Source organism: Aeromonas sp. s1(2024) (assembly GCF_040908005.1).
GTDB lineage: Bacteria > Pseudomonadota > Gammaproteobacteria > Enterobacterales > Aeromonadaceae > Aeromonas > Aeromonas caviae.
In genome coordinates this window covers 1-13,448 of sequence record NZ_JBFOCW010000014.1, presented here as the reverse complement: position 1 = coordinate 13,448, position 13,448 = coordinate 1, and the positions used below count along the sequence as shown (strand labels likewise).

The following is a 13,448-nucleotide window of genomic DNA, read 5'->3' as shown; positions in this document are numbered from 1 at the left end:
GGAACAGGATCAATCGGGAGTGCGTGGCACTGTGTGTTGTTAGCGGCCAATCCGCGCAAAACTGAAGCGGAGAATGGCGTGAGTGACGATATTTTACGCGGAAATTTTAAAAATGCTGCGGAAAATTGGAGCAGGAAAAAGAGCGGGGCCAGCCAACCCTGTTTATTCCTTCTGCAATTGGCTAGAATATCCCGTTTTTAAATCACATCGACCCCGAGAGTTTTCACGATGTTTGAAGTCAATCCTGTATTAAACAAGCTTAAGGAGCTGTCTGAGAGGACCGAGCTGCTTAGGGGGTACCTTTGACTATGACGCCAAGAAAGAGCGTCTAGAAGAGGTCAATGCCGAGCTGGAACAGCCGGATGTCTGGAACGAACCCGAGCGCGCACAGGCGCTGGGCAAGGAGCGCGTCTCCCTGGAGAACGTCGTCAGCACCATCGATACCCTGACCCAGGGCGTCGATGACGTCGAGATGCTGGTCAGCCTGGCCGTCGAAGGCGAAGACGAAGAGACCTTCAACGAAGCCGTGGTCGAAGCGGACGAGCTGGAGGCCAAGCTGGTGGATCTCGAGTTCCGTCGCATGTTCTCCGGTCAGCACGACGGTTCCGACTGCTACATCGACATCCAGTCCGGTTCCGGTGGCACCGAGGCCCAGGACTGGGCCAACATGGTGCTGCGCATGTACCTGCGCTGGGGCGATGCCCACGGCTACAAGCCCGAGCTCATCGAATGCTCCGAGGGCGACGTGGCCGGCATCAAGTCCGCCACCATCAAGTTCACCGGCGAGTATGCCTTCGGCTGGCTGCGCACCGAGACCGGCGTGCACCGCCTGGTACGCAAGTCGCCGTTCGATTCCGGCGGCCGTCGCCACACCTCGTTCTGCTCCGTGTTCGTCTACCCCGAGATCGATGATGACATCGAGATCGAGATCAACCCGGCTGATCTTCGCATCGACGTCTACCGCGCCTCCGGTGCCGGTGGTCAGCACGTCAACCGGACCGAGTCCGCGGTGCGTATCACCCACGTGCCGACCGGCGTGGTGGTGCAGTGCCAGAACGACCGTTCCCAGCACAAGAACAAAGATCAGTGTATGAAGCAGTTGAAGGCCAAGCTCTACGAGCTGGAAATTCAAAAGCAGAACGCTGAGAAGCAAGCCCTCGAAGAGACCAAGTCCGACATCGGCTGGGGCAGCCAGATCCGCTCCTACGTACTGGATGATTCCCGTATCAAGGATCTGCGCACCGGCGTCGAAACCCGCAATACCCAATCGGTACTCGACGGCGACTTGGACAAGTTTATCGAAGCCAGCCTGAAATCAGGCCTGTAAACAGAGCAGCAGGAATCACCATGTCTGAACAAACCACCACCCCGGAAGTCGACCAGACTCTCGAACTGAACAACGAGATGCTTGAGCGTCGCTCCAAGCTGGCCGCCTTGCGCGCCCAGGGCAACCCCTTCCCCAACGATTTCCGTCGTGACAGCCTCTCCGGCGATCTGCATGCCGAATTCGGCGACAAGAGCAATGACGAGCTGGTCGCCCTGGGTAAACAGGTGAAGATTGCCGGTCGCATCATGACCCGCCGGATCATGGGCAAGGCATCTTTCGCGACCCTGCAGGACATGGCTGGCAAGATCCAGATCTACGTGACCCGTGACGACCTGCCGGAAGGCTTCTACAACGAGCAGTTCAAGAAGTGGGATCTGGGTGACATCGTCGGTGTCGAGGGCACCCTGTTCCGCACCAACGCCGGTGAGCTCTCCGTACACGTCTCCACCATTCGCCTGCTGACCAAGGCCCTGCGCCCGCTGCCCGAGAAGCACAAGGGTCTGACCGACCAGGAAGCCCGCTGCCGCCAGCGTTACCTGGACCTGATCGCCAACGAAGAGTCCCGCAAGACCTTCGTGACCCGCACCAAGGTGGTGGCCGGCATTCGCAAGTTCCTGAACGACAAGCGCTTCATGGAAGTGGAAACCCCCATGATGCAAGTCATCCCGGGTGGCGCTTCCGCACGTCCCTTCATCACCCATCACAATGCGCTGGACATCGACATGTACCTGCGTATCGCTCCGGAACTCTATCTGAAGCGTCTGGTGGTCGGTGGTTTCGAGCGTGTCTACGAAATCAACCGCAACTTCCGCAACGAAGGCATCTCCGTTCGCCATAACCCCGAGTTCACCATGCTCGAGTTCTATATGGCCTACGCCGATTACATCGATCTGATGGATCTCACCGAAGAGATGCTGCGCACCCTGGCACAGGACATCCTGGGCGACACCAAGATCCGTTACGCCAAAGAGGGCGAAGAGGGCCTGACCATCGATTTCGGTCAGCCGTTCCAGCGCCTCTCCATGGTCGACTCCATCCTGAAGTACAACCCGGGTGTGACCCGTGACGATCTGGCCACTCTTGAGAAGGCCACCGCCGTCGCCAAGGGTCTGAAGATCGAGCTGATGAAGAGCTGGGAGCTGGGCCACGTGATCACCGCGATCTTCGAAGAGACCGTGGAACACATGCTGCTGCAACCGACCTTCATCACCGAGTACCCGGCCGCCGTCTCCCCGCTGGCCCGTCGCAACGACCAGAACCCGGACGTCACCGACCGCTTCGAGTTCTTCATCGGCGGCCGCGAGCTGGCCAACGGCTTCTCCGAGCTGAACGATGCGGAAGATCAGGCCGAGCGCTTCCAGGCCCAGGTTGACCAGAAAGCCGCAGGGGACGACGAAGCCATGTTCTACGACGCCGACTTCGTCACCGCGCTGGAACACGGTCTGCCGCCGACCGCCGGTCAGGGTATCGGTATCGACCGTCTGGTGATGCTGTTCACCAACAGCCACACCATCCGCGACGTCATCCTGTTCCCGGCCTTGCGTCCACAAAAGTAAGCGCCGAAGAAACAGGGCCGCAGCAAAACGCTGCCGTCCATGGCAATCAAAACGCCCCGCAATTGCGGGGCGTTTTTTATGACGGACACAACCGGTGGCGAACCTTCAATACGCCACCAACTTGCCGCTTATCAGGCCGGCGGCAGCAGCCACTCCCCCTGCCACAGGGTCAGTGCCCGGCCCGCCATCAGCACTCGCTCCTCCTGCAATTCCAGCCTGAGATCCCCGCCCCGGGCCGAGATCTGGCGGGCCCGCAATTGCCGTTTGCCGAGCCGCTCGGCCCAGAAGGGCACCAGGGCGCAGTGGTTGGAGCCGGTTACCGGATCCTCGTCCACTCCGACCCAGGGGGCGAAATAGCGGGAGACGAAGTCGTCCTCCTTCCGGCTCGACGGCGCCGTCACCATGATCCCCCGGCCCGGCAGCGCCCGCAGGGCGTGAAAATCGGGGGTGAGCGCGCGGACCGCCTCCTCGCTGGCCAGCTCCAGCAAGAACTTGGCGCCGGCCGCCAGTGTGCGCAGCGGCTGGCAGCCAAGAGCCGCCCCATAGGCAGGATCCAGCTCAAGAGGAGCCAGATAGATACGCGGGAAGTCGAGCCAGATCCAGCTCTCTTCGCGCCTGGCCACCAGCTCGCCGCTGCGGGTCGCGAAGCGGATGGGGAGCTCCCCTGACACCTCCCCCGTCTGCCACAGCACATGGGCCGCCGCCAGGGTGCCATGGCCGCACAAGTCCACCTCCACTTGCGGAGTGAACCAGCGCAACCCGTAATGCCCCTCCCCCAGTTGGGTCAGAAAGGCGCTCTCAGAGAGGTTGAACTCCGCCGCCATGGCCTGCAGCTCGGCGTCGGACCGCGCTTCCCCCAGCACCACCACGGCGGGGTTGCCTCCGAAGGGGTGATGGCTGAAGGCGTTGACATGATAGAGACGGGACATGGTTGCTCCTTGGGGCATGAGAGATCACCGGGACAGGGGGCTCGGCAAGGCCATTTTTATATCACGGGCCCCCCGGGGCTGAGATGGATTTTGGCTTTATAAATTCATAAATCGCATAAAGAAGATATTTTTATTCTTTGTTGTTATTCATTACACCCCTTACCCTGACCAAAAATCAGACCATGGAAGACATGTGTGATGCCATTGACAGCCCCCACCCTGAGCCCGCTCTCTGACGAACAGCAGCGCCAGCTCAACCAAGTTCTCACCACCCTCAATACCCAGCAACTGGCCTGGGTCAGCGGTTATCTCTACGGCCTCTCCCAGGCGGGCGTCCAGCCCGTGGCGAGCGCAGGCGCAGAAGTCGCGGCACCCGGCGGCAGCCTGACCATTCTCTACGGCTCCCAGACCGGGAATGCCAAGGGCGTGGCCAGCGCCATCAAGGCCCAGGCCGAGGCCCGCGGCCTGCCGGTGACCCTCACCTCCATGGCGGACTACAAACCCAAGCAGCTCAAGAAAGAGAGCCACCTGCTGGTGGTAGTGAGCACTTACGGGGAGGGGGAGCCCCCCGAGAGCGCCGTCGATCTGTTCGAGCAGCTTAAAAAAGGCAAGATTGGCAAACTCGAGGGCCTCAAGTTTGCCGTGCTGGGGCTGGGTGACAGCTCCTATGAGTTCTTCTGTCAGACCGGCAAGGATTTCGATGGCTTCCTCGCCAAGGCAGGGGCCGAGCGCATCCATGAGCTAGCTAGCCTCGATGTGGATTATCAGGATGCCGCCAAGGCCTGGGGCGAGCAGGCCGTTGCGGCGGTCGCCGCCACCCTCTCTGCCGGCGCCGCGACTGCCAGCGTGGCGGGCTCGGTACAGGCCGCCGTCGGCCACAGCCAGTACAACAAAGAGAACCCCTTCCCCGCCAGACTCTCGGTGAACCAGAAGATCACCGGCCGCGACTCCACCAAGGACATCCGTCACATCGAGATCAACCTGGAAGAGTCCGGCATCACCTATCAACCGGGGGATGCGCTCGGCATCTGGTTCGACAACGACGCCGATCTCGTGGGGGAAGTGCTGGCCCTGACCGGTCTGACCGGTGACGAGGCTACCCCCCATGGCAGCCTGCGCGAGGCGCTGACCCGTCACTACGAGCTGACCCGGTTGCACGGGGGCCTGATCACTGGCCTCGCCGAGATCACGGACAACGCGGCGCTGAAAGATCTGGCCGGTGACAAGGCCCAGGTCAACGCCCTGGTGGCCAGCGCCCAGGTGGTGGACGTACTGAAACGCTTCCCGGCTTCCTTGAGTGCCGATCAACTGATCGCACTGCTGCGCCCCCTCACCCCCCGCCTCTACTCCATCGCCTCCGCCCAGAGCGAGGTGGAAGAAGAGGTGCACCTGACCGTCGGCGTGGTGCGCTACCGCCAAGAAGATGGCACAGTGCGAAGCGGCGGCGCCTCCTCCTATCTGGCGGACCGTCTGCCGGAAGATGCCGAGGTCCGGGTGTTCGTGGAGCACAACGACAACTTCCGCCTGCCCGCCAATCCCGACACCCCCGTCATCATGGTGGGCCCGGGCACCGGCATTGCCCCGTTCCGCGCCTTCCTGCAGGAGCGGGAAGCACAGGGGGCAGAGGGCAAGAACTGGCTCTTCTTCGGCAATCCCCACTTCACCCAGGACTTCCTCTATCAGGTGGAGTGGCAGCGTTATGTGAAATCGGGCCTGCTGTCCAAGATCTCCCTGGCCTTCAGCCGGGATCAGGCCAACAAGATTTATGTGCAGGACCGCCTGCGCGAGGCAGGGCTTGAGCTCTACCAGTGGCTGGAAGCAGGCGCTCACTTCTATGTGTGTGGCGACGCCAACCACATGGCGAAGGATGTGCAGGAAGCCCTGCTGGAAGTGATTGCGGAACACGGCCACAAGAGCCGTGAGGAAGCAGAAGAGTATCTGAGCGAATTGCGTCGTGCCAAACGTTATCAAAGGGATGTCTATTGATGAGCAAACAACTTATTCCGGGACCGGTCGAAGGGCCGCTGGCTGACAACGAACGCCTCAAGCGCGAGAGCAACTTCCTGCGCGGCACCATCGCCGAAGATCTGCAGGACCCGCTCACCGGCGGCTTCAACGGCGACAACTTCCAGCTGATCCGCTTCCACGGCATGTATCAGCAGGATGACCGCGACATCCGCCCGGAGCGCGCCGCCCAGAAGCTGGAGCCCCTGCACAACGTCATGCTGCGCGCCCGCCTGCCCGGCGGCATCATCACCCCGGCCCAGTGGCAGGTGATCGACAAGTTCGCCGAAGAACACAGCATGTACGGCAGCATCCGCCTGACCACCCGCCAGACCTTCCAGTTCCACGGGGTACTGAAGCGCGACATCAAGCTGATGCACCAGACCCTCAACAGCACAGGTATCGACTCCATCGCCACCGCGGGGGACGTGAACCGCAACGTGCTCTGCACGAGCAACCCGGTGGAGTCCGAGTTGCACCAGGAGGCCTACGAGTGGGCCAAGAAGATCTCCGAGCACCTGCTGCCCAAGACCCGCGCCTACGTGGAGATCTGGCTGGATGGCGAGAAGCTGGGGGGTGACGAGGAGCCGATCCTGGGCTCCAACTACCTGCCGCGCAAATTCAAGACGACCGTGGTGATCCCGCCCCATAACGATGTGGACATCCACGCCAACGATCTCAACTTCGTGGCCATCGCCGAACACGGCAAGCTGGTGGGCTTCAACGTGCTGGTGGGGGGCGGTCTGGCCATGACCCACGGTGACACCACCACCTACCCGCGCAAGGCGAGCGACTTTGGCTTCATTCCGCTCTCCCACGTGCTGGAGGTGGCGGCCGCCGTGGTCAGCACCCAGCGCGACTGGGGCAACCGGGTCAACCGCAAGAACGCCAAGACCAAGTACACCCTTGAACGGGTGGGGGTCGAGGCCTTCAAGGCCGAGGTGGAGAGCCGCGCCGGCATCCAGTTCGGGCCGGTTCACCCCTATGAATTCACCAGCCGTGGCGATCGCTTCGGCTGGGTGGAGGGGATCGACGGCAAGCACCACCTGACCCTGTTTATCGAGAACGGCCGCCTGCTGGACTTCCCGGGCAAGCCCCTCAAGACCGGCATGCTGGAGATCGCCAAGGTGCATCAGGGGGACTTCCGCCTCACCGCCAACCAGAACCTCATCATCGCGGGCGTGCCTGCCGGCGAGAAGGCTCGCATCGAGGCGCTGGCACGCCAGTACGGTCTGCTGGATGACGGCGTGAGCGAGCAGCGCAAGCAGTCCATGGCCTGCGTGGCCCTGCCCACCTGCCCCCTGGCAATGGCCGAGGCCGAGCGCATGCTGCCTGCCTTCGTCACCGACATCGAGGGGCTGCTGGCCAAGCACGGCCTGGCGGATGACGCCATCATCTTCCGGGTCACCGGCTGCCCCAACGGCTGCGGCCGCGCCATGCTGGCGGAAGTGGGTCTGGTGGGCAAGGCGCCGGGTCGCTACAACCTGCACCTGGGGGGCAACCTCGAGGGGACCCGCATCCCGCGCCTGCATCTGGAGAACATCACCGAGCCGCAGATCCTGGCCGAACTGGACGCCCTGATCGGCCGCTGGGCGAGCGAACGCAACCCGGACGAGTGCTTCGGCGATTTTGTCATTCGCGCCGGCATCATCGCCCCGGTTATCGACTCCGCGAGGGACTTCTATGCAGCCTGAACAGACTGATACAGCCCGGCTGGCGCGCACCGCCGACGGCCGGCTCGACCTCGACGCCCTCCTGGCCCTGGGCCGGGAGGAACAGGTCGAGGCGCTGGCCCCCCTCAACCGGGAGCTGGACGCCATGAGCGCCCCCGAGCGGGTGCGCTGGGCCCTGGCCAACCTGCCGGGGGAGCATGTGCTGTCGTCGAGTTTCGGTATCCAGGCGGCGCTCATGCTGCACCTGGTGAGCCGCGAGCGGGCCGACGTGCCCGTGGTGCTGACCGACACCGGTTATCTCTTCCCCGAGACCTACCGTTTCATCGACGAGCTGACCGAGCGTCTCGCGCTCAACCTCAAGATCTACCGGGCCGAACTCAGCCCGGCCTGGCAGGAGGCCCGCTTCGGCCTCCTGTGGGAGCAGGGGGTGGAGGGGATCACCCGTTACAACCAGCTCAACAAGGTGGAGCCCATGGACCGCGCCCTGAACGAGCTGGGTGCCCGCACCTGGTTCTCGGGCCTGCGCCGTGAGCAGTCCGGCAGCCGGGGCAAGCTGCCGGTGCTGGCCATCCAGCGCGGCCGCTTCAAGTTCCTGCCGGTGATCGACTGGAGCAACAAGGACGTCTTCTACTACTTCAAGGAGTTCGACCTCCCCTACCACCCCTTGTGGGAGCAGGGTTACCTCTCGGTCGGCGACGTGCACACCACCGCCAAGTGGGAGCCCGGCATGAGCGAGGAGCAGACCCGCTTCTTCGGCCTCAAGCGCGAGTGCGGCCTGCATGAGGAAGGTGGCGAGAGCGACGGCTCCGGCATCTGATCCCCCGCGGCCCGGCCATGTGCTGCGCCCACAAAAAAACGCCCGGCAACTGCCGGGCGTTTTTCTTTGTGCAGAAGGGCGACGTCCCCCTCATTACATGGCGGCGGCGCGCGCCTGATTCAGCCAGTCGTTCACCAGTGCCTCGTGGCCCTTGAGCCAGGCGTCGGCATGACGCTCCACGTCCGCCGGCTTGTTCTGCCCTTTGTTCATCAGGCCGTTCTGCACGTTGATGTCATTCAGCGGCAGCTTGACGATGGAGAAGAGCTTGGCGGCGGCCGGATTGGCTTCGGCAAACCGCTTGTTGGCAACAATGTGCATGGTGTTCACCGCAAAGCCGTAGTTCTTGCCGTTCGGCAAGCGGGTCTTGGCCGCATCCGGGGCGTCGGCGGGGACTTCCAGCCACACCACATCCTTGCCCGGCACCAGTTCGCTGCTGAGCCAGTAGGGGGTCCAGGTGTAATAGAGCACCGGCTTGCCGGCCTGGTAGCGAGCCAGGGTATCGGCGATCAACGCCGCGTAGTTGCCCTGCTTGTGGGCCACCGTGGGGGTCAGACCAAAGGCATCGAGGTGATGGTTGATCGCCCCCTCACAGCCCCAGCCGGGGTTGCAACCAATGAGGTCGGCCTTGCCGTCGCCATCCCCGTCAAACAGCGCCGCCACCTCGGGATCCTTGAGCTGGCCCAGGTTGGTGATGCCGTATTGGGTCGCGGTCTTCTTGTCGATGAGGTACCCCTGGGCGGCACCGGCCACATAGGTGCCCTCACGGAAGAACACCTTGTCGCCCCCCGCCTGCTCGTACTTGTTGTCCTGCAGCGGCACCCAGTTGAACGCGAGGAAGGTACCGTCTCCCTGGGCCACCGAGGCATAAGCCACGTTGTAGTCCACCTCCTGGGCGGGCTGGACATCGTAACCCAGACGCGCCATCAGCTTGCTCACCAGCAGGCTCTGGAAGGCCTCTTCCGGCAAGGAGCTCTGCAAGGGCTGAACGCGAACCCCCTCCCCCGGCAACTCGGCGCTGGCCATGGCGAGCGGGCTCAGCAGTTGGGCACTCAGCAGCAATGTGCCCAGGGTCAATCCTTTGGTGGTCTGTCTCATGCGTTTACTCCTTTGTAATCGATTTTCTTGTCACGGCCGGCCAGGCGCAGCAGCAGGGCGGCGGGCCCATGCTGATACCAGCGGCCGGTACGGGTGCGATCCGGTTGCCCCATCGCCTGGGTGAGGCGGTCGAGCACGATGGCCAGCAGCACGATGCCGAGGCCGCCGATGGAGGCGAGCCCCATGTCGAGCCGGCCGATGCCGCGCAGCACCATCTGGCCGAGGCCCCCCACCGCGATCATGGAGGCGATCACCACCATGGAGAGCGCCAGCATCAGGGTCTGGTTGACCCCGGCCATGATGGTGGGCATGGCGAGCGGCAGCTGTACCTTGAACAGCAACTGGGAGGGGCTGGCACCGAACGAGTGGGCCGCCTCCACCAGATCCGTGGGCACCTGGCGAATACCCAGCATGGTGAGCCGGATCATGGGCGGCAGGGCGAAGATGACGGTCACCACCACCCCGGGCACGTTGCCGATGCCAAACAGCATCACGATGGGGATGAGGTAGACGAACGCCGGGGTGGTCTGCATGGCATCCAGCAGCGGCCGGGTCCAGGTGGAGAGCCGCTCGCTGCGGGCCAGCAGGATGCCGGTGGGCAACCCCAGCAGCACGCAGAAGAACAGCGAGGTCAGCACCAGGGACAGGGTCACCATGGCATCGGACCAGGCCCCGATGAGCCCGATCCCCACAAGAGACGCGAGCGTACCGAGCGCCATGCGGCCGTTCACCAGTTGCCAGGCAAGCATGGCCAGGAGCCCCATCATCAGGGTGGAGGGCACCGTCTGCAGCAGATGGGTCATGGCGTTCAGGGTCAGCTCCACCGGTGCGCGGATCAGCTGGAACAGCGGCCGCAGGTTCTCCACCAGCCAGCCGATGCCCCCTTCCACCCAGGTATCCAGCGGCACCAGCGCCTGCTGGAAAGGATCCAGCCAGTCGATGGCGGTTGTGGTGTCGGCGGCTTCGATCTGGTTCTGCCAGTCGGTGGCCTGGGTGTCGGTACTACCCCAGGGATCGGACACCTCGGTGGACGCAGGCGCGCTCCAGGGATCTGCCGCCACCTCATCGGCCCGCAGGGAAGGGCTCGCCAGCAGCACCAGGGCCAGCAGCCCGCTCAGCAACAAATGGGGATTCATCAGCTTCATGCCGGAGTACTCCTGTCCAGGGTGTTGAGCAGATTGGCCTTGGAGATGAGGCCGAGGTAAGTGCCATCCTCCTCGACCACGGGCACCTGACAGGGGGCGGCCGCCACCTGGCTGATCAGTTCATTGAGGGCGGTGTCCGCCAGGATGGGCTGGATGTCCGCCAGCAACGCCTGCTCCAGGCTGCCTTTGGCCCTGACCGCCTGACCGAGCGACTCCACCGAGACGACCCCGAGGAAGCGGCGGCTGCGATCCACCACGTAGCCGAACTCCCGCTCAAGCTCCTTGAGCTGGCGCAGGGCGTTGCCCGGCCCGTCGGTGGTGTGTTTCTTGATGAGGGGCACCTGCTTGCGGCTGGCCACATCGCGGGCGCTGAACACATGGGCCAGATCCACCCCGCGAAAGAAGGCGCGCACATAGTCGTTGGCGGGCTGGTTCAGGATCTCGTCCGGGGTGCCCACTTGCACCAGCTGGCCATCCTGCATGATGGCGATGCGATCGCCGATGCGCATCGCCTCGTCCAGATCGTGAGAGATGAAGACGATGGTGCGCTGCTGGCTGGCCTGCAGCTTGAGCAGCTCATCCTGCATCTCGGTGCGGATCAGGGGATCCAGCGCGGAGAAAGCTTCGTCCATCAGCAGGATGTCGGGGTCATTGGCAAGGGCCCGGGCCAGCCCGACCCGCTGCTTCATGCCGCCGGAGAGGGCATCCGGATAAGCCTCTATCCACTGTCCCAGCCCCACCTGATGGAGCGCCTGACGGGCGCTCTGCTGGCGCTCCGCCAGCGGTACACCGGCCAGCTCCAGCCCGAAGGCGGTATTTTCCAGCACACTCAGGTGCGGCATCAGGGCGAAGGACTGGAATACCATGCTGATCTTCTTGCGGCGCACCCGGCGCAGCTCGCGCTCCGAGATGGCGGCGATGTCCTCGCCATCGATCAGCACCTGGCCGCGGGTCGGCTCGATCAGCCGGTTGAAGAGACGCACCAGGGTGGACTTGCCCGAACCGGAGAGGCCCATCACCACGAAGATCTCCCCTTCGTTGATGGCCAGATTGACATCCTGGACCCCCAGGGTCTGTCCGGTCTTTTTCAGGATACTGGCGCGATCATGCCCTTTCGCCAGCAATTTGAACGCTTTATCCGGCTGATCGCCGAAGATTTTGTAGAGGGATTTGACCTCGAGTTTGACTGTCATATTGTCCTTTTTTCTTGGCCGACGCCTTGCCTGGCAAACCGTCGAACGTGAGCCAATTACTTTTAACACTAAGCAATTTCACACCCAAACAAAAGAACCAATTGAAGCTGAGCAGGAAAGATTAAATTTAAGCCATTGATTTTTATTAGTTATTTTTATTCATAAAAATCCATTAAATCACGATAAAAACGCCTATAACAGACAGGGCTACCACAGTATCGATGCACTTTCAGCACATTTCATTAATGATTAAAAGGCGTTAGCAGCAGGCAAAAAGAGAGGAAGGGGATGACTGCGCCCATCGGAGCAATGAATGGCCAATTCATTACATAACTAACTATTTTGATGTCACGCATCCCGGTATTGCTTCAGGCACCTTCAACCATGCCGGTTCAGCCCCCTTCTCTTTGCAGCAACAGGGCACAAAAAAGCCCCCTGCTGTCGCAAGGGGCTCTTCATGGCATCAGAGGGCTCAGCGCCGCTGCCAGGTCTCGAAACAGTAGGGATGGGGATTCTTCTCGTCAGGCTGATGTAACTCGCGCTCGATGCACGACCAGTCGCCCTCGTCGAAGGCCGGGAAACGGGTATCCCCCTCCACCGCCAGATCGATGCGGGTCAGATAGAGCCTGTCGGCCCGTGGCAGCAGCTGGCCGTAGAGATGACCGCCCCCGATCACCATCAGCTCCGCGACGTCACTATCCGCCAGCAGGGCCAGTGCGGCCTCCACCGAGTCGATAACCTCCACGCCGTCGGCCCGGTAGTCGGGGTTGCGGCTGATCACCAGGTTGCGGCGCCCGGGCAGCGGTCGTCCGATGGATTCAAAGGTCTTGCGCCCCATCAGCACCGGCTTGCCCAGGGTGACCCGCTTGAAGTGGGCCAGATCCGCCGGCAGGTGCCAGGGCATCTGGTTGTCCAGGCCGATCACCCTATCCTGGGCCATGGCGGCAATCATGGAAATCATCATGGGGTCAACCTCTCGCACCGTCGTCAGATAATGGGGCGGTTACGGTACACGACCAGAGAGGGGATCGCCAAACCGAAACTCAGGGCCCCCACGATAAACAGCGCCTTGAGGCCGTTCTCCACCGCGCTCTGAAGCAGCTCCATGGTCACCCCGGAGATATTGAGCTCCACGATGGCGATCATGGTCTTGAACGCATAGCTGCCCGGGATCATGGGGATGATGGAGGCGACGCTGAACACCGGGCGCGGTGCCAGCAGGCGGCGCGACCAGTAGACACAGACAAAACCGACCGTGGTCGCCGCTGCCAGGGTGGCCCACTCGATGGGCATGCCGTAGTGGATGAGCAGGGTACGCAGGCTGTGGGCCAGCGCGCCCCCCATGGCGCAATATTTGAGCATCCGTGGCGGCACGTTGAACAGCATGGCAAAGCCCACCGCCGGAATGGCCGACCAGAAGGCATCCTTGGCCAGCAGCCAGAGCAGTTCCATCATACCTTCCACCCCCAGATACCGGTCACCGACATGGCGCGCATGATCCCGATATGGTTCCGCGCGCTGATGGATAGCCGGTTTGCCCCGATCAACAGGGTCGATACAACGTCAAAGATCTTCATACTTTCCACCCCCAGATACCGGTCACCGACATGGCGAGCATGATCCCGATATGGTTCCGCGCGCTGATGGATAGCCGGTTTGCCCCGATCAACAGGGTCGATACAACGTCAAAGATCTTCATACTTTCCACC

The 13,448-nt window shown here is 62.5% G+C and carries 11 protein-coding genes; 5 read left to right on the top strand and 6 right to left on the bottom strand.

Features of this window, described 5'->3' with window-relative positions; genetic code table 11:
* The first annotated feature begins 228 nt into the window (after positions 1-228).
* Both prfB and lysS read left to right on the top strand, forming a co-directional pair.
* Positions 229-1,327 (top strand): peptide chain release factor 2 gene (gene prfB, locus AB5Y70_RS03195; protein ID WP_102948437.1). Its coding sequence is split into 2 segments (ribosomal slippage): positions 229-303 and positions 305-1,327, totalling 1,098 coding nucleotides; the frame shifts between segments, so codons are not numbered across the junction.
* Between the two features lie 77 nt (positions 1,328-1,404).
* The gene (lysS, locus tag AB5Y70_RS03190) at positions 1,405-2,883 is read left to right on the top strand and encodes a lysine--tRNA ligase (RefSeq protein ID WP_223937765.1); all 1,479 of its coding nucleotides are present in this window, start codon (positions 1,405-1,407) and stop codon (positions 2,881-2,883) included.
* Positions 2,884-3,014: 131 nt separating this feature from the next.
* Here the strand turns inward: lysS and AB5Y70_RS03185 are convergent, their stop codons facing one another.
* Positions 3,015-3,812 (bottom strand): PhzF family phenazine biosynthesis protein, encoded by a 798-nt coding sequence (locus AB5Y70_RS03185; protein ID WP_043154268.1) that lies wholly within the window; start codon positions 3,810-3,812, stop codon positions 3,015-3,017.
* Positions 3,813-4,010: 198 nt separating this feature from the next.
* Here AB5Y70_RS03185 and AB5Y70_RS03180 point away from each other — a divergent pair, with 198 nt between their 5' ends.
* Genes AB5Y70_RS03180 through AB5Y70_RS03170 form a run of 3 tightly spaced genes read left to right on the top strand, consistent with a single transcriptional unit; the run spans position 4,011 to position 8,306 of the window.
* Positions 4,011-5,798: an assimilatory sulfite reductase (NADPH) flavoprotein subunit gene (locus AB5Y70_RS03180; protein WP_043154270.1), complete on the top strand. Its 1,788-nt coding sequence runs from the start codon at positions 4,011-4,013 to the stop codon at positions 5,796-5,798.
* Positions 5,798-7,510: an assimilatory sulfite reductase (NADPH) hemoprotein subunit gene (gene cysI, locus AB5Y70_RS03175; RefSeq protein WP_043154273.1), complete on the top strand. Its 1,713-nt coding sequence runs from the start codon at positions 5,798-5,800 to the stop codon at positions 7,508-7,510. Before AB5Y70_RS03180 ends, cysI begins: the two co-directional genes overlap by 1 nt.
* Positions 7,500-8,306 carry a phosphoadenylyl-sulfate reductase gene (locus tag AB5Y70_RS03170; protein WP_010675432.1) on the top strand — a complete coding sequence of 269 codons (807 nt, stop codon included), beginning with the start codon at positions 7,500-7,502 and terminating at the stop codon, positions 8,304-8,306. The genes cysI and AB5Y70_RS03170 overlap by 11 nt, the downstream gene beginning before the upstream one ends.
* Before the next feature lie 93 nt (positions 8,307-8,399).
* Here AB5Y70_RS03170 and proX read toward each other — a convergent pair whose 3' ends face one another.
* The 5 genes from proX to AB5Y70_RS03145 all read right to left on the bottom strand — a co-directional run bounded on the left by proX (position 8,400) and on the right by AB5Y70_RS03145 (position 13,194).
* A complete protein-coding gene (gene proX, locus AB5Y70_RS03165; RefSeq protein WP_041212478.1) occupies positions 8,400-9,401 on the bottom strand; it encodes a glycine betaine/L-proline ABC transporter substrate-binding protein ProX in 1,002 nt (333 codons plus the stop codon).
* Positions 9,398-10,546 (bottom strand): glycine betaine/L-proline ABC transporter permease ProW, encoded by a 1,149-nt coding sequence (gene proW, locus AB5Y70_RS03160; protein ID WP_111896460.1) that lies wholly within the window; start codon positions 10,544-10,546, stop codon positions 9,398-9,400. The genes proX and proW overlap by 4 nt, the downstream gene beginning before the upstream one ends.
* Positions 10,543-11,739 carry a glycine betaine/L-proline ABC transporter ATP-binding protein ProV gene (gene proV / locus AB5Y70_RS03155; protein ID WP_010675435.1) on the bottom strand — a complete coding sequence of 399 codons (1,197 nt, stop codon included), beginning with the start codon at positions 11,737-11,739 and terminating at the stop codon, positions 10,543-10,545. The genes proW and proV overlap by 4 nt, the downstream gene beginning before the upstream one ends.
* A gap of 472 nt (positions 11,740-12,211) precedes the next feature.
* Positions 12,212-12,703: a type 3 dihydrofolate reductase gene (gene folA, locus AB5Y70_RS03150; RefSeq protein WP_039040330.1), complete on the bottom strand. Its 492-nt coding sequence runs from the start codon at positions 12,701-12,703 to the stop codon at positions 12,212-12,214.
* 23 nt (positions 12,704-12,726) lie between these two features.
* Positions 12,727-13,194 (bottom strand): threonine/serine exporter family protein, encoded by a 468-nt coding sequence (locus tag AB5Y70_RS03145; RefSeq protein ID WP_010675437.1) that lies wholly within the window; start codon positions 13,192-13,194, stop codon positions 12,727-12,729.
* Positions 13,195-13,448: the final 254 nt, after the last annotated feature.